The organism is Rhodospirillales bacterium (assembly GCA_020638175.1).
Taxonomy (GTDB): domain Bacteria; phylum Pseudomonadota; class Alphaproteobacteria; order Micavibrionales; family Micavibrionaceae; genus JACKJA01.
This window is the reverse complement of sequence record JACKJA010000002.1, coordinates 1,584,045-1,599,152: the sequence shown is the minus strand read 5'-3', so window position 1 is coordinate 1,599,152 and position 15,108 is coordinate 1,584,045. Positions and strand designations below refer to the sequence as shown.

16 protein-coding genes and 1 tRNA gene are annotated in these 15,108 nt (G+C 51.1%); 15 read left to right on the top strand and 2 right to left on the bottom strand.

The genetic code is table 11. The annotated features are described in order from the left end of the window. Positions 1 to 158: 158 nt before the first annotated feature. The 4 genes from rplM to H6868_07905 all read left to right on the top strand — a co-directional run bounded on the left by rplM (position 159) and on the right by H6868_07905 (position 2,150). Positions 159 to 617 carry a 50S ribosomal protein L13 gene (gene rplM, locus H6868_07920; GenBank protein ID MCB9989238.1) on the top strand — a complete coding sequence of 153 codons (459 nt, stop codon included), beginning with the start codon at positions 159 to 161 and terminating at the stop codon, positions 615 to 617. A gap of 6 nt (positions 618 to 623) precedes the next feature. Next, positions 624 to 1,133 carry a 30S ribosomal protein S9 gene (gene rpsI, locus H6868_07915; protein ID MCB9989237.1) on the top strand — a complete coding sequence of 170 codons (510 nt, stop codon included), beginning with the start codon at positions 624 to 626 and terminating at the stop codon, positions 1,131 to 1,133. Between the two features lie 70 nt (positions 1,134 to 1,203). Then, positions 1,204 to 1,716 (top strand): gamma carbonic anhydrase family protein, encoded by a 513-nt coding sequence (locus H6868_07910; GenBank protein MCB9989236.1) that lies wholly within the window; start codon positions 1,204 to 1,206, stop codon positions 1,714 to 1,716. Positions 1,717 to 1,778: 62 nt separating this feature from the next. Then, positions 1,779 to 2,150 carry a hypothetical protein gene (locus H6868_07905; protein MCB9989235.1) on the top strand — a complete coding sequence of 124 codons (372 nt, stop codon included), beginning with the start codon at positions 1,779 to 1,781 and terminating at the stop codon, positions 2,148 to 2,150. Positions 2,151 to 2,154: 4 nt separating this feature from the next. Here H6868_07905 and phaC read toward each other — a convergent pair whose 3' ends face one another. Then, entirely contained in the window at positions 2,155 to 3,846 is a 1,692-nt protein-coding gene (gene phaC, locus H6868_07900) for a class I poly(R)-hydroxyalkanoic acid synthase (protein MCB9989234.1), read from the bottom strand. Between the two features lie 250 nt (positions 3,847 to 4,096). Between phaC and H6868_07895 the strand changes: the two genes are divergently transcribed. The 9 genes from H6868_07895 (at position 4,097) to H6868_07855 (ending at position 12,029) form a co-directional block, all read left to right on the top strand. Beyond that, on the top strand, positions 4,097 to 4,918 hold the full coding sequence (locus H6868_07895; protein ID MCB9989233.1) for an OmpA family protein: 822 nt from the start codon (positions 4,097 to 4,099) through the stop codon (positions 4,916 to 4,918). 25 nt (positions 4,919 to 4,943) lie between these two features. Further along, the gene (locus H6868_07890) at positions 4,944 to 6,236 is read left to right on the top strand and encodes a homoserine dehydrogenase (GenBank protein MCB9989232.1); all 1,293 of its coding nucleotides are present in this window, start codon (positions 4,944 to 4,946) and stop codon (positions 6,234 to 6,236) included. Positions 6,237 to 6,360: 124 nt separating this feature from the next. After that, positions 6,361 to 7,326, top strand: coding sequence for a class II fructose-bisphosphatase (gene glpX / locus H6868_07885; GenBank protein ID MCB9989231.1), 966 nt, complete (start codon positions 6,361 to 6,363; stop codon positions 7,324 to 7,326). Then, positions 7,326 to 9,137 (top strand): single-stranded-DNA-specific exonuclease RecJ, encoded by a 1,812-nt coding sequence (gene recJ, locus H6868_07880; GenBank protein ID MCB9989230.1) that lies wholly within the window; start codon positions 7,326 to 7,328, stop codon positions 9,135 to 9,137. The genes glpX and recJ overlap by 1 nt, the downstream gene beginning before the upstream one ends. Positions 9,138 to 9,249: 112 nt before the next feature. Further along, positions 9,250 to 9,325, top strand: a tRNA-Glu gene (locus H6868_07875). Positions 9,326 to 9,489: 164 nt separating this feature from the next. Beyond that, on the top strand, positions 9,490 to 10,713 hold the full coding sequence (locus H6868_07870) for an integrase arm-type DNA-binding domain-containing protein (GenBank protein ID MCB9989229.1): 1,224 nt from the start codon (positions 9,490 to 9,492) through the stop codon (positions 10,711 to 10,713). Beyond that, positions 10,686 to 11,423, top strand: a complete 738-nt coding sequence (locus H6868_07865) for a hypothetical protein (GenBank protein ID MCB9989228.1) — start codon at positions 10,686 to 10,688, stop codon at positions 11,421 to 11,423. Before H6868_07870 ends, H6868_07865 begins: the two co-directional genes overlap by 28 nt. Before the next feature lie 112 nt (positions 11,424 to 11,535). Continuing rightward, positions 11,536 to 11,745, top strand: a complete 210-nt coding sequence (locus H6868_07860; protein MCB9989227.1) for an AlpA family phage regulatory protein — start codon at positions 11,536 to 11,538, stop codon at positions 11,743 to 11,745. After that, positions 11,703 to 12,029, top strand: coding sequence for a hypothetical protein (locus H6868_07855; protein MCB9989226.1), 327 nt, complete (start codon positions 11,703 to 11,705; stop codon positions 12,027 to 12,029). The genes H6868_07860 and H6868_07855 overlap by 43 nt, the downstream gene beginning before the upstream one ends. Here H6868_07855 and H6868_07850 read toward each other — a convergent pair. Then, entirely contained in the window at positions 12,026 to 12,220 is a 195-nt protein-coding gene (locus H6868_07850) for a hypothetical protein (protein MCB9989225.1), read from the bottom strand. The genes H6868_07855 and H6868_07850 overlap by 4 nt on opposite strands. Positions 12,221 to 12,891: 671 nt before the next feature. Between H6868_07850 and H6868_07845 the strand changes: the two genes are divergently transcribed. Together H6868_07845 and H6868_07840 are read left to right on the top strand one after the other, a co-directional pair. Beyond that, positions 12,892 to 13,419, top strand: coding sequence for a hypothetical protein (locus H6868_07845; protein ID MCB9989224.1), 528 nt, complete (start codon positions 12,892 to 12,894; stop codon positions 13,417 to 13,419). Positions 13,420 to 13,626: 207 nt separating this feature from the next. After that, positions 13,627 to 14,961 (top strand): DEAD/DEAH box helicase, encoded by a 1,335-nt coding sequence (locus H6868_07840; GenBank protein MCB9989223.1) that lies wholly within the window; start codon positions 13,627 to 13,629, stop codon positions 14,959 to 14,961. The last annotated feature ends 147 nt before the right edge of the window (positions 14,962 to 15,108 follow it).

The window sequence follows — 15,108 nt, the reverse complement described above, 5'->3', positions numbered from 1 at the left end:
TGTAGCAGGCAAGGGTTAAAGGATGGTAAAGGTGTGCGGTGTTATTATACCGCAAATCTAACACTATGATTTTAAAGGTAAAATAAATTTATGTTGACAGGTGTAGAGCGATCCGGCATAACCGCCCGGTTCAATGATTTTGATAAGGACAAATAACCATGAAAACCTATTCTGCGAAACCTTCCGAGGTTGAAAAAAAGTGGGTGCTTGTTGATGCCGAGGGTGTTGTGCTCGGGCGTCTGGCCAGCGTTGTGGCGTCGCGTTTGCGCGGCAAGCACAAGCCGACTTTTACGCCGCATATCGATTGCGGTGACAATGTTATCATTATTAATGCGGGGAAAGTCCGTCTGACCGGGAACAAGCGCAAAAACAGCCTGTTTTTCTGGCACACCGGTTACCCCGGCGGGATCAAACAGCGTTCACAAGGACAGATCCTTGAGGGCGATCACCCGGAACGCGTGGTTGAAAATGCCGTTAAACGCATGTTGCCGAAAACCATTCTGGGGACGCATATCTTCAAAAATATGCGCGTATATGCCGGTGCCGAGCACCCGCATGAAGCACAAAATCCGGAAGTTCTGGATATTGCCGCTATGAACCCGAAAAACAAGAGGTAAGAAATTATGTCTGAAGCTGTAAAAGATTTGAAAGATTTGGGTGACGTTGTGGCGAGTGATGCTGCGGATGCTTCTCCTGTGTCTGAAGCCGTGGAAACGAAAAAGCCGCGGGAAAAAGAAGTCGACAATCTGGGCCGTTCCTATGCCACCGGTCGCCGTAAGGATGCCGTGGCCCGCGTATGGATCAAGCCGGGTAAAGGCGTTGTGACCGTAAATGGTCGCGATCAGGCTGTTTATTTCGCTCGTCAGACCCAGCGTTTGATCCTGAACCAGCCGTTTCTGATCTGTAACCGCGTCGGCCAGTTCGATGTCGTTTGCACGGTCAAGGGCGGTGGTTTGTCCGGTCAGGCCGGGGCTGTCCGTCACGGTATTTCCCGTGCGCTGGAAAAATTCGAGCCGGAACTGCGTCCGTCTTTGAAACAGGCCGGTATGCTGACCCGTGATGCACGGACCGTTGAGCGGAAAAAGGTCGGGAAGCACAAAGCCCGTCGTTCCAAACAGTGGGCAAAACGTTAAGCTCGTTGCTTACAGAAATTATACGAAGAGCGCTCTGGTTTTCAGGGCGCTTTTTGTTTAGGGTGTGTAGATGACAGGCATCATTCTACCTTATATGGACAAGTGTCCTCTGATCCACGAAACGGCTTTTGTTGCGCTGAATGCGGCGGTGGCCGGGGATGTCGAGATCGGGGCTGAGAGCGGTATATGGTTTTCCTGTGCGATCCGCGGCGATGTCAACGAAGTGCGGATCGGAGCGCGGACGAATATTCAGGACGGCACGGTGATTCATTGTACCTATAAGGGCGAAGGTACCTATATCGGTGATGATGTGACGGTTGGGCATGCCGCGATCCTGCATGCCTGCACGGTTCATGATTTCGGTTTTGTCGGGATGCAGGCCTGCGTTATGGATGGTTGCGTTATTGAAAGCAACGGAATGCTGGCGGCCGGGGCGTTGTTGACGCCGGGCAAGCGAATTCCTTCCGGCCAGCTCTGGGCCGGGCGTCCGGCGAAATATATGCGTGATCTGACACAGGAAGAGCTGGATTATATCCAGTGGTCGGCCGGGCATTATGTGCGGCTGGCGGCGGCGTACCGTTAAGTTTGCATAATCTGCAAAAAATCGCTATAAGAATAGCCATAACAAATAAAAAGGGTGTGACAATGACTCGGGCATGTACGATTGATGCTTTTTTCACGAATTTTCAAGCGGGCAACATTGAGAACGAACCGTCTCAGGATGTGATTGATCTTATTTCCAAGACACGTCAGATGGAATGTCGGGGCGATTTTAAGGCCGCGGTTGCTGCGCTCACGGATGCTTTGATTGAGCATGCTAATTGCGTGGAGCTTATCAATGAATGGGAAGAAGTTGCGCTGTCCGCGATTGGTGACGCGGATATTGATGTGGTTTCTGACTGTGTAGATCGGTTGGAAGAAAAATCACAGGCAGACAGCTGTGCCTATGCTGTTTCACAACGTATGGCCGCTATGGTTTCCAGTACGCGTTCGTCCCTTAAGCTTTTACAATATTAAAGCATTAGCTTTTCATCTTTATGTAAGTGCCCGGCGCGGCGCACAGTCCCTTGGCCGGTTTGCGGGCGGCGATTTTTTCGCCCGCATGTTTTGCCAGCCATTTGCTCCAGTGCGGCCACCAGGAACCATCTTCCTGACGGGCCTGTTTTAGCCATTCGTCCGGGTCTTTCGGGGTCTTGGTCGATGTCCAGAAGCAGTATTTGTTTTTGGCCGGTGGGTTGATGACGCCCGCGACATGGCCGGAGGCCGCCAGTGTGAAGGTTACCGGGCCATCAACAAGTTGCGTGGTGGCGTAGGTGGCTTTCCATGGTGCAATATGGTCTTCTCGTGTCGACAAGAAATAAGACGGCGTTTTAATCGATGTGATGTCGATGGGCTCGCCATTCATAACCACGCCGCCGGGCACCGGCAGAAGATTTTCATTATAACATTTGCGCAGGTAAAAACTGTGCATGGCCGCGGGCATGTTGGTGGCGTCGTCGTTCCAGTACAGCAAGTCGAACGGGAAGGGTTCCCGGCCCATCAGGTAGTTATTGATGACAAACGACCAGATCATGTCGTTGGCACGCAGGAGCGAGAATGTTTTTTTGAACGATTCAGCTGGAAATATCCCTGTTTCCGCCATTTCCCGGTCCAGAAGGTCTAGCTGGGTTTTATCCATGAACATCTTGAGCTCGCCGGCGTCTGCGAAATCGACGAGGGTTGTCAGGAACGTGGCCGAGGCGATCTTTTTATCCTGTCCCTTGGCTGCTAGCCACGCCAGCGTAATCGCAAGAAGCGTACCGCCGAGGCAATAGCCAAGAACGTTGCAATCGGGCTGTCCGGTGATCTGTTCAATCTGGTTCATCGCGGTCAGGACGCCTTCGTCCATATAGTCCTCGAACCGCTTTTGAGCGAGTTTTTTGTCAGGATTGACCCACGAAATCGTAAAGACGGTGTGGCCTTGCTCTACGGCCCAACGGATCAGGGAATTATGTTCCTGCAGGTCCAGAATGTAATATTTGTTAATCCATGGCGGGATAATCAAAAGCGGCTTTTTGTAAGCTTTTTCAGTTAGCGGTTCGTACTGGATCAGTTCCATCAGGTCATTGCGGAACACGACGCGGCCGGGGGTGACGGCAAGGTTTTTGCCGATCTTGAAAGCTTGGTAATCGGTCGTACTGATAGACAGCTCACCGTGGCCGCGTTCGATATCCTCCAGCATGTTTTCCAGTCCACGAACCAGATTGTCGCCATTGGTGTTGATGGTTTCCTGCAGGACTTCCGGGTTTGTCAGCAAGAAATTGGTCGGGGCGATGGCATTGATGAACTGCCGGGCCTGAAAGTCGAGTTTTTGCCGGGTTTCGCTGTCCAGTCCCTCCGTTTGCTGAATGGTGTTACCGATCCAGCGCCCGGTCAGAAGATAAGATTGTTTGATGAAGTCGAACAGGGCGCTTTCCTGCCATGCCGGGGATTGAAAGCGGCGGTCGCCTTTCTCCGGTTCGTATAAGGTATGAGATTCCTGTCCCATGAAGCGCTTGGCGCTTTCCTGCCATAGGGTGCCCCAGTCCTGCCAGAATTTCATCTGCATTTCCGTCAGCTTTTGCGGATCGGACAGCAAATGCGCGGCAAAATCGAAATAGGCTTGCTGCAAATTCAGAGGATCGGCCATTTTTGTGTTCTGGGCTACGCCGTATTTGGCCATGATCTCTTGCATGACGGGCTGGGTTTTCTGGGCGACGTCAAACAGAATGCGTCCCAGAGCTACGGGATCTACGCCGGCCAGGCTATCGGGCAGTTGTGATTTGCTGTTTTCTTCTTTACGGGCTTGCGACACGGTTCCTCCGTAGGGGCAAAGACAAGTGAAAGGGGATGTTACATGAAATCTTCTTGATTATCTCGTAATCTTTTCATTCGGTACTTGCAACTTATTCCTGAATGGGCCAGTTTTGGGACATTGATTTAACATGAGTTTTCATGCCATGGCATACATGGCCAAACGGGAGGGCGTTTTGAAGCCGTTTTTAACAGTGATGTTCAGTATGGTTCTGGTTCTGATGATGGCGGGCTGTTCGTCGACGCCGAATGACGACCGGATAGAGGTCTATAATTCTTCCGCGGCAGAGCAAACGGAAGACTATGCGGATGTCGGCGGTTATGACATGCAGGACATGTCTAACGGTGCTGTTGAGGTGTATTCTCTGGAAGGGGACGCGGCGGAGACGGCATTGCTCCCGTCATCCCTGCCTGCGGCCATGCCAGAGCGGCACAGTGTCCCGGCCCATGATCCGAACGTTGAAATTTTTCCGTTTGACGGCGGGGAGTCTCCCTATCCTTTGCATGAACCCCGTGACTATGCTGCTCCCGTGATGCCGATGTCGCCTGAAGAACAAGGAGAGCCTTTGCCGGTGATGCCTGCGGAGGATGCTGTTTTAACGCCGTTGCCGCGCACGGTTTATTTTGCGCATAATTCGGCTGATTTGAATGGCGCTGCCGAGGCGACGATTGACGAGGTTGTCAAAACGCATAACGGGATGCAGGCTTTGAGCGTTGAGGGGCACGCCAGTTCCCGTGCTGTAGCCAAGGATCCGGTTGAGCGTAAAATCGTTAATCTGAAAATGTCGATGGAGCGAGCCTTCCGGGTTTCCAGCGAATTGATGCGCAAGGGCGTTCCGGCGGAAACCATACGGGCGACAGCCTGGGGCGATACGCGTCCGGGGGATGTGCCCGAAGGTATGAGCACCGAGGAAGCCGAGCGCCGCGTCGATATTTACACGGATGCGCCGTGATCGCTTGAAACAAGCAGGACTTATCATGACACAAGTTTTTCGCATTGGTATCGCCGGACTGGGGACCGTCGGTGTCGGCGTGGTGAAAATATTGCAACAGCATGCGGCGGTTGTTTCTTCCCGGGCCGGGATTCCTGTCGAAATTACGGCTGTGTCCGCACGGTCGCCGGGTAAAGATCGCGGCGTTGACCTGTCGGGGTATGAATGGAGCGATGACCCGTTAATGCTGGCCGATGACCCGCGGCTGGATGCCGTGGTGGAGCTGATTGGCGGCGCGGACGGCGTTGCCTATGATCTGGCAAAAAAGACACTTTTGAACGGCAAGGTTTTCATTACGGCGAACAAGGCACTGGTGGCGCATCATGGGCGGGAGCTGGCGTGTCTGGCGGAAGACAACAACACGGCGTTGCTGTATGAGGCGGCTGTGGCTGGCGGTATTCCAATTATCAAGGCGCTGCGCGAAGGGTATGCAGCCAACGATATGCGGGCGGTTTACGGTATTCTCAACGGGACATGCAATTATATCCTGACGGCGATGCGGGAAACCGGCGGCGCGTTTGACGATATTTTGAAAGAGGCGCAGGACAAGGGCTATGCCGAATCCGACCCGTCTTTTGATATTGAGGGGACGGACGCCGCGCATAAACTTTGTATTCTCAGTGCTTTATCCTTTGGCGTTCAACCTGATTTTGAGGCGTTGGGCGTGCAGGGCATTACCGGCATAGCCAGTGAGGATATCGAGGCGGCGACAGCGCTGGGCTATAAGATCAAGCTTCTGGGCGTGGCGCGGCGATTAGGAGATAAAATCAGTCAAAGCGTTTCGCCTTGCCTGGTGCCAGAAGATAGTCCGATTGCCGCGGTCGAAGGGGTGTTTAATGCCGTCGAGGTTACCGGTGATTTCGTTGATACCGGCCTGCTGGTCGGGCGCGGTGCCGGGGAAGGACCGACGGCGTCCTCGGTTGTTGCCGATATTATTGATGCTGCGCGCGGGATTAAGTTGCCGGCTTTCGGGGTGCCCGTACGTGATTTGAAAACGGCGGACTGGGCCGGGCCGCAGGATATCCATTCCCGCTTTTACCTGCGCCTGACGGTTATGGACCAGACCGGGGTTCTGGCTGAGGTTACGGCCTTGCTCCGTGATTACGGCGTTTCAATGGAGTCCGTGATGCAGCACGGTCATGATTCTGATCGTCCGGTGGCGCTGATTATGACGACCCATGAAGCCCGGCAATCCGACGTTGAGGCTGCTTGTGAAAAGATTGCCGCGTTGCCGTCTGTGGTGGCGGCCCCGACCGTTATGCGTATTGAAAGCGCCTGACGAGCGCGTTAAGCTGGCGGTCTCTCTTTTTTATCTATGACAAAGAAAAGGAACTGCCATGTCCGTCGATCAGGAACTCTCTGCCAGCTACAAGCATATCACTCCCGATGATGAAACGTTTTCCATGGACCGGAATGTGGCGCTGGAGGCTGTGCGTGTCACGGAAGCGGCGGCGTTGTCGGCTTCGCGGTTAATTGGCCGCGGGGATGAAAAGGCTGCGGACAAGGCGGCGGTGGACGCGATGCGCGATTCGCTCAACAGCCTGCATATCAGCGGCACGGTTGTGATCGGTGAAGGCGAACGCGACGAGGCGCCGATGCTCTATATTGGCGAGAAGGTCGGTGCGGGCGGCCCGGAGATCGACATTGCTCTCGATCCGCTGGAGGGGACGACGATTACCGCCAATGGCGGCCAGAATGCGATGGCGGTGATGGCGATGACCGACAAGGGGGGCTTTTTGAACGCCCCGGATACCTATATGCAGAAAATTGCTGTGGGGCCGGATGTGCCGGCGGATATTCTCGATCTGGATGCGCCGATCGAAGATGTATTGCAAAAACTGGCGCAGGCCAAGGATACAACGATTGAGAATCTGATGATCTGTATTCTGGATCGCCCCCGGCATGAGGGGCTGATTAGCAATGTCCGGGCGGCAGGCGCGCGGATTACCCTGATTCAGGACGGGGATGTCAGTGCCGTGATGGCGACGGCCGACCCGGAGACCGGGATTGATCTGTATGTTGGCACAGGCGGTGCGCCTGAAGGGGTGCTGGCGGCGGCGGCGCTGCAATGTACGGGCGGCGCGATGCTGGGGCGGCTGGTGTTCCGTAATGACGAGGAACGTGACAGGGCGGCGCGCTGGGGGATATCCGAGGCGGACCGCGATAAGATCTATGATACGAATGCTCTGGCCAAACCCGACAACGTGATGTTTGCGGCGACGGGGGTGACGGATGGTACGACGTTGAAAGGGGTGCGGCGTTTTCCCGGCGGCGCGGTGACGCATTCGATTGTCATGCGTTCCAAATCCGGGACTGTGCGGCGGCTGGAAGTCTGTCATAATTTTACCCGTAAAGCGGGGCGTTCATAATGGCTGGATCCGCCCTTTTCGGTGTGGATAATTCTCTGGGTAATGCCCGGTGGGTGTTGCCCCCGGCCGAGACGGCGCTTGTGGAAAAAATTGCGCGTCAGTATGATTTGCCGGAAATCGTGGCGCGGCTTTTGGTTCAGCGCGGCGTAGCGGCGGAAAGCGTGCCGTCTTTTCTCAATCCAACATTACGCAGTGATTTGCCCGATCCGTTTTGTATGGCCGGAATGACGGCGATGGCTACGGATGTGGCGGAGGCGATTGCCGCGGGCCGGAAGATTGGTGTTTTCGCTGATTTTGATGTTGATGGTGCGACATCGGCGGCGCTTTTGATCCGTTTTATGCGTCATCTGGGCGTCATGACCCCGTTTTATATCCCGGACCGGCTGGCCGAAGGCTATGGCCCCAGCGTTAAGGCTTTTCAGGCTTTGAAAGAGCAGGGCGCGGAGATTGTTCTGGTCTGCGATTGCGGTATCACGTCTTTTGATACGGTGGCCGCCGGGCGGGAAATGGGGCTGGAGATCATCGTGTTCGATCACCATGAAGCGGAGGATACGCTGCCGGAGGCATCCCATGTGATTGATCCCAAGCGCCGGGACGACACGTCGGGCCTTGATATGCTGGCGGCGTGCGGCGTGGTGTTTATGGCGTGCGTGGCGATTAACAACAAGTTGCGGGAGCTGGGCTATTATCGGAAAACCGGGCAGGCTGAACCACCTTTGAAGGACTGGCTGGATATTGTTGCGCTGGGGACGGTATGCGACATGGTGCCGCTGGTCGGGGTTAACCGGTTATTGGTGCGGCACGGTTTTGCACAAATGGCCCGGACGGAGAATCCCGGTATTCTGGCGCTTTTGTCGGTGTCCGGGGTCAATGACGCGCCAACGCCGTATACGGCCGGGTTCGTTTTAGGGCCACGGATCAATGCCGGTTCACGCGTGCATGAGGCTGATCTGGGGGCGCGGCTGTTATCTACGGATGATACGGAGGAAGCCCGGAATATAGCTTTTACCCTTAATGATTGTAACGCGCACCGCAAGGAAATCGAGCAGCAAATGCTGGCCGAGGCAGAGGGCATGATTGCGCGTGAGCGTCTGGATGAACAGCCCTTGATTCTGGTGGGGGATGAGAACTGGCATCCGGGGTTGTCCGGGCTGGTGGCCGGGCGGCTGAAGGAAAAATACGGCAAGCCGTGCGTGGTGATTACTTATGCGCCGGGAGAAACCGGCGGCATGGAAGGGCGCGGTTCCGGGCGCTCTGTGCCGGGCGTGAATATGGGCGCGGCCTTTATCGAAGCGCGTAACCGCGGGCTTTTAACCAAGGGCGGCGGGCATGCCATGGCGGCCGGGTTTACGGTTTTACCGGATCAACTTGAAGCCTTCCGGGATTTTGTCTTCGATCATATCGGGGGGCAGCTGGCCGGGCAGCCGGTGATTAGCGAGACGGTCGTTGACGGCGTTCTAAGCGTGCGCGGTGCGCAGCCCGATTTTGTCAGGTTGCTTGGCGATCATGTCGGGCCGTTCGGGCAGGCCCATCCCGAGCCTTTATTTGTTTTGCCGCAGGTCTGTGTGCAAAAGGCCGATATTGTCGGTGCCGGTCATGTGCGGGCGATGATTAGCGACTGGGAGGGCGGTTCCTGGATGAAGGCCATGGCTTTTCGCGCGGCCGATACGCCGATGGGGCAGGCTTTGTTGAACAGCAACCGGCAGCCGCTTCATCTGGTCGGAACATTTAAGCTGGATAACTGGGGCGGCACGGAAAAGGTTGAAATGCATGTGCAGGATGCAGCGCCGGCGCGGGAACAGGTTTTATAAGCTTCGGCTTTTGCTCTCCTGAACGTTATTTTTTATTTCCCTTTGCGTTTTTGCTTGCTTTTGCCCCGGCATTTCCCTTACAACTGCCCGGTCTTACATTCTTTGACAATACGTCCCGTTCGTCTAGAGGCCTAGGACACCGCCCTTTCACGGCGGCAACACGGGTTCGAATCCCGTACGGGACGCCAAATATCCACACAATACAATCCCAAGAAATCCATAAAACCTAGACAAATAAAGGCTTTTGAGCGATAATTCCTCCAAAACCATCCAAGGGCATCCCATAATTTCTAAGAAAAATGGGGGCCTTTTAGGGGGCTTTTAAAATAACCCGAATTCAGGAGGCCCCCAAATGAAACTCACCGCTAAAGCCTGTGAAGCCGCAAAACCCAAGGACAAAGCCTATAAATTGTTCGATGGTGGGGGCCTTTACCTCGAAGTGAAGCCCCCAAATAGCAAACTATGGCGTATGAAGTACCGTTACCTTGGTAAAGAAAAGAAGCTCTGCATAGGCGAATATCCAACAATCAGCTTGGCTGCGGCAAGAGACCACAGAGAAGAAGCTAAAAAATTGCTAGCAAATGGGCATGACCCCTCCGCTGTAAAACAAGAAATCAAGCAGGAAAAAATCCAAGAGCAAGCTAATACCTTTGAGGCCATAGCCCGTGAATGGCATGAACACAAAAAATCGGAGTGGTCAGAAGTAAACACAAAAACCGTTATCGATCGCTTAGAGCGTGATGTCTTTCCAGAGATCGGTAAATATCCAATCAAGATTATCACCCACAAAATGATTCTAGACCTCGCCAATAGCGTTAAGCAGCGCGGAGCCAATGAATTGGCTAAACGGATCATTCAAATGTGTAGGCATATATATCGCTATGCGATTGTTACAGGTCGAGCCGAAACAAACATTGCAGAAGATTTAAAAGGCATGGTCAAAGCAAAACCCAAAAGCCACTTTGCAGCTATTGAGGCCAAAGAATTACCACAATTTATTTCCGACCTTCGCGATCATAAAGCCAAACTTAATCGTCAAACTTATCTGGCTGTTAATTTTATGATGCTCACATTTGTAAGAACGGGAGAAATGATCGGAGCTAAATGGAGTGAATTTGATTTAGAGCAAAAACAATGGCTCGTTCCCGGCGAACGTATGAAGATGGGTAAGGAACATATCGTCCCGCTTTCACGCCAAGCAATCGAGATTTTAGAAGAGTTGCGCGAATTGCATAATCATCCCATCTATGTGTTTCCAAGCCGAACCAACCGAAGCAACACCATGAGCAACAACACAATCCTTATGGCATTAGATCGTATGGGATATAGAGGAAAAATGACAGGCCACGGTTTCCGTGCATTAGCTATGAGTACAATAATGGAAAAATTAGGCTATCGACATGAAGTGCCGGATGCTCAACTCGCCCACGCCAAGCGCGGAGATGTAGCCAGAGCTTACGACCGTGCGAAGTTTTTGCCAGAACGTGCAAAGATGATGCAAGAATGGGCAAATTATATTGATGGCGTTCAAACATCGAGAGTAATAGAATGGCCAAAGCAGCGGCAAACAGCATAAAAGATATTGGTAACGAGAATTCTTACACCTCTGAATTTTTTGAAGAGTTTTTTCAAAAAATCGGACTTACAGCCCAGTCAGAAAAAGCTGTCCTAAAACGCACTATCATGCTTGCCACACAAGCATATGTCAGAAATTACAGCAATCATGTAAGAGAGCTTCCAGCCCATGAAATAAAAGATAAGCTTGAAAAAACCCTCAAGCACATAAACAAAGCCGCAGACTCGCTTTCCGAAGTCTATACATCAGAATATTACAGTGAAGCCGTAATAAATAACTTGTACGATGTTATTGATAAAAAACACCCAACACTGCATAGCTTGTTAGATCAAATTATACGCTCAACTCATGCCGGTACAATTACCTCTCCTGCTCGCTCCTTCGTTTTATTGGCTGCAATGGCAGACGGAATTGAACAAACGCTTGAAAACTTTGAATCCGAAAACACTCCGAATAAAAGCGAAGCACTTTATCATTGGATCATGATTTTGTCCGCTAAGTTAGAACCGATCCTCGGACGCAAACTTGAACAAAGCCGCTACCACGAAGGCGAATATATATCCAAAAGAGACATCAGCGACTCTGAGCTGCTCTTATTCATTATCAAACAGCTAGATCCAAACGTCACACAGAGCCAAATAGAAACAGCCATCAAAGACACCCACAAAGAACGCCGTGACGCTCCCTGGGATAATTATTTCCCGACGTAGAAAAAAATCCATCTTTTTTGAAAGAGATTTTCCTTCCATCACCTTTATGGAAGCAACCTAAATTCCATTAAAAATATTTGTATCCACTTGAACAAACATAGAAAGGATACAAATGTCAGAACCATCAAAAAAAGAACGCTTTCTCAGATTAACAGACGTTATGGCGCGCACGGGTTTAAGCCGTAGTGCCATTTATCTCAGCATAAGCGAAGGCACATTCCCCAAAAACATCAATTTAAGCGCCCGCTCTGTCGCATGGCTTGAAAGCGAAATTGATACATGGATGCAAGACCGCATCAATCAAAAATCGATCGCTTCTTAAATGCCGTTCTTTCCGAACTTTTTGCATTAGCAATGGAAAAAATTTCAATGAAAAAGATTTTAGACACAAACACACACACTGAAAATTGTATCGAAAAAACACCAGTAAAAGCCATACGAAAGTATTGTTTAGAATGCTGTTTAGAAAAACCGTCCGAAGTTCGGTTATGTGCGGCTAAAAATTGCCATCTATGGCCTTTCCGTATGGGCAAAAATCCATTTCATAGGCGCACGATGACGGATGAACAAAAGCAAAAATTAGCAAGACGTTTAAAAGATGACTAATGCTGCCCAAGTTCTGGTTTCCCTTGCCCAAGCACTAGCAAACCAAAAACTGCTGTAAATGGTGTGAAACAAATTGAAATAAGTACCCATATAACAGTTGATCGGTTTCGAGCCTTTGCCATATCCGCAGGAAGGAATACGTAGAGCCAAAGTGCAACGCCAATGGAAAATAAAACAATTACAAATTCCATGCCGCTCCTTTATATTTCCAGTTATCGAACGCGCTACCAAGAGGAAAATCCTCTGGTAGCCGGGAGTTCGAAACCATCCATCAAAAGAAAAATGGCCGACGGCTTTTAAGCCGAAGCCTTGGACATAGCCGCCGCTCCCGGCCATAAGACCGAAGAGCGGCATCCTGTGATACGTTTCTTGAGAAGCGCATCACTAACGGCTGATGCCAGCCGCTTTTGATGAAGAGGTTTCGAAGCCTCAAGTCTGCATAAATGCAAACCTGATCTGATAGTGCTTTTTATTTGCAAGAAAAGCAAGGGTAATAGAAGTGTGTGTCTCCCCCTTGGGGGACGGAAGGGGGGGAGGACTTAATCTAAACTTGATTATTAAGTCCTAGGTGACGAACAGAAAGGGATAAAATGGCGTGGCAGACAAAATAGAACAAGAGCCCCAATTTAAAAGAAACACGCGCTTAAAATACTCAAAAGCTAGACAAAAAGTCTGCGCTTTTCTAAATCATTAGGGCTGATTGTTCGTTTAACGTCATTTAAAACCTTTGTGAGAAGAGACAGGGTAGTGCCTACCCGGAAGATCAGCAGACCAGTTATCTTACTTGATGTAACTGTACTGACTGACAGGAAAATACAAAAATCCATATACCAAGACCAAAAAACTGTAATAATATAATCACATGGATTTAGTGCTCGGTATTGTTGCAGTTGTTTTTAGTTTTCTTGCCTATATGCATGCAAGAGAACGCTTCCGCTTGGATTTACTCGAAAAGCGCTGGCAAGTTTACGAGAAAGTTTTGGAGTTTTGTAGCCGCGTTACTGAATATGGAGGCCTTCCTAAGCATGGCGATGATGGAGACCGTAATCAGGCAATTATTAACGCTCTTATTGCCGCGAATGAGTCTTTTCGTGGTATAGGATATCACAAAGCCCGTTCTTTATTCGGGCCAGAAATTCATAGAAAATTTGATGAGTTGAGCAAGGCTTATGCGTTCTTTGTTACCTACTCAGATATTTCTCATGACAAAATTGATGAAAAGCATAAAAAGCTGATGTTTGTATGGGAAACGATAAAAGAGTTGCCAGATTTATTTAAGCCCTATGTCTATTTCGGCGACTTCAAGCATTACACTTTCAAAGAACGTGTAGATTTAGCAAAAAGCAAAATACAAGAACTTACTGTGTTCAGAAAAGAAGACATTAAATAGGGGGCTTTATTGGGGGCTTTTGTATTTTTTGCTATTTTATTTTTAAATTAAACCAATAGCTTGTTGTCTGAGTTCGAATCCCGTACGGACGCCAATTTTTCCATAGATGTTAACCAAAGCTCCGTTTCCGGAATTACCGACAGGAATAAACGGCTAAACCGCAAACAGTTCTTGCCCTGCGGCGGCTTTAACTATATGAAGTCAGGCATGAGTTTTGAAGAGCTGGGGCTGGGCCCCGACATAATGAAAGCCATTGAAGAGTGCGGTTATACCAAACCGACACCGATTCAGGAAAAGGCTATTCCTCCTATTTTGATGATGCGCGATCTTGTCGGATTGGCGCAAACAGGCACTGGGAAAACGGCGGCGTTTACGTTGCCGATGATCGAGATCCTTTATGGCGGCCGGGCCAAGGCCCGCATGCCGCGCTCTCTGGTGCTGGCCCCGACGCGGGAACTGGCGGCGCAGGTGGCCGATAATTTTGACACGTATGGCAAATACCACAAGTTAAGCAAGGCGTTGCTGGTTGGCGGCGAGTCGATGGGCGACCAGATGAAACTTCTGGATCGCGGTGTTGACGTATTAATTGCGACGCCGGGGCGGTTGCTGGATTTGTTCGAGCGTGGGGCGTTGCTTCTGGGGGATATTAAAATCCTTGTGATTGATGAAGCCGACCGGATGCTGGATATGGGTTTTATCCCGGATATTGAAAAAATTGTGTCGCTGGTGCCGCCCTTGCGTCAGACATTGCTATTTTCCGCGACTATGCCGCCCGAGATTAAAAAGCTGGCTGACAAATTCCTGAGCAACCCGAAAACGATTTCGGTGGCGCCGCCGGCCTCTCCTGCGGAAACGGTTGAGCAATTCCTTCTAAAGGTTTCTCCTCGCAATAAAAAAGAAGCTTTGGATGAGCTGATTGGCCGCGAAGATATCAAGAACGCTTTTGTGTTTTGTAACCGTAAACGCGATGTGGATATGCTGGCCGCGTGGCTGAAAAAGCAAGGTTATGCCGCCGCGCCGATGCATGGTGATATGGCGCAGCCGGTTCGAACCAAAACGCTGCAGGAATTCAAGGACGGCAAGGTTGTTTTGCTGGTTTGTTCGGATGTTGCCGCGCGGGGACTGGACGTTTCTGCCGTTTCGCACGTGTTTAATTACGATGTGCCGATGTCCGCCGATGATTATGTTCACCGGATTGGCCGGACCGGCCGGGCCGGGCAGACGGGCCGGGCGTGGATGCTGGTTACGGATGCCGATCAGAAGTTTCTCGACGCTATTGAAAAACTGATCAGCAAGAAAATCCCGGTTACCGATGTAACGAAAGGTTCGCCGGCACCGCGTAAAGCCGATGAAAAGCAGAGCCGGGAAAAGCCCGTGAAAACGCGCCGGGAGCAAGGTGGTAACCGGGGCGAAAACCGGGGCCGGACAGACAGCCGTAACCAGAATGACCGGCGGGACCGTGCTCCTTCCCATCGTCATGCGGAGTCAGAAGACAGCAATATTGTTGGTTTTGGTGACGATATTCCTGCATTCCTGAAATAATTTTCTCTATTTTTCCGTTTATAAATCCGGTTTCATAGCGCCGCTTCCTTGACTTACGAGGCATGTCCCCGCAGAATCCTCCCTTGGATATCGCTTTAATTAAACCCGTGGAAAATGGCGGGATCAGAGATCGTTTATGGCCTTTTG

Excerpts from the sequence above, each read along its gene's own strand:
- rplM (MCB9989238.1), top strand. The coding sequence starts at position 159 with ATGAAAACCTATTCTGCGAAACCTTCCGAGGTTGAAAAAAAGTGGGTG.
- rpsI (MCB9989237.1), top strand. The coding sequence starts at position 624 with ATGTCTGAAGCTGTAAAAGATTTGAAAGATTTGGGTGACGTTGTGGCG.
- H6868_07910 (MCB9989236.1), top strand. The coding sequence starts at position 1,204 with ATGACAGGCATCATTCTACCTTATATGGACAAGTGTCCTCTGATCCAC.
- H6868_07905 (MCB9989235.1), top strand. The coding sequence starts at position 1,779 with ATGACTCGGGCATGTACGATTGATGCTTTTTTCACGAATTTTCAAGCG.
- phaC (MCB9989234.1), bottom strand. The coding sequence starts at position 3,846 with ATGCAAGAGATCATGGCCAAATACGGCGTAGCCCAGAACACAAAAATG.
- H6868_07895 (MCB9989233.1), top strand. The coding sequence starts at position 4,097 with ATGAGTTTTCATGCCATGGCATACATGGCCAAACGGGAGGGCGTTTTG.
- H6868_07890 (MCB9989232.1), top strand. The coding sequence starts at position 4,944 with ATGACACAAGTTTTTCGCATTGGTATCGCCGGACTGGGGACCGTCGGT.
- glpX (MCB9989231.1), top strand. The coding sequence starts at position 6,361 with ATGGACCGGAATGTGGCGCTGGAGGCTGTGCGTGTCACGGAAGCGGCG.
- recJ (MCB9989230.1), top strand. The coding sequence starts at position 7,326 with ATGGCTGGATCCGCCCTTTTCGGTGTGGATAATTCTCTGGGTAATGCC.
- H6868_07870 (MCB9989229.1), top strand. The coding sequence starts at position 9,490 with ATGAAACTCACCGCTAAAGCCTGTGAAGCCGCAAAACCCAAGGACAAA.
- H6868_07865 (MCB9989228.1), top strand. The coding sequence starts at position 10,686 with ATGGCCAAAGCAGCGGCAAACAGCATAAAAGATATTGGTAACGAGAAT.
- H6868_07860 (MCB9989227.1), top strand. The coding sequence starts at position 11,536 with ATGTCAGAACCATCAAAAAAAGAACGCTTTCTCAGATTAACAGACGTT.
- H6868_07855 (MCB9989226.1), top strand. The coding sequence starts at position 11,703 with ATGGATGCAAGACCGCATCAATCAAAAATCGATCGCTTCTTAAATGCC.
- H6868_07850 (MCB9989225.1), bottom strand. The coding sequence starts at position 12,220 with ATGGAATTTGTAATTGTTTTATTTTCCATTGGCGTTGCACTTTGGCTC.
- H6868_07845 (MCB9989224.1), top strand. The coding sequence starts at position 12,892 with ATGGATTTAGTGCTCGGTATTGTTGCAGTTGTTTTTAGTTTTCTTGCC.
- H6868_07840 (MCB9989223.1), top strand. The coding sequence starts at position 13,627 with ATGAGTTTTGAAGAGCTGGGGCTGGGCCCCGACATAATGAAAGCCATT.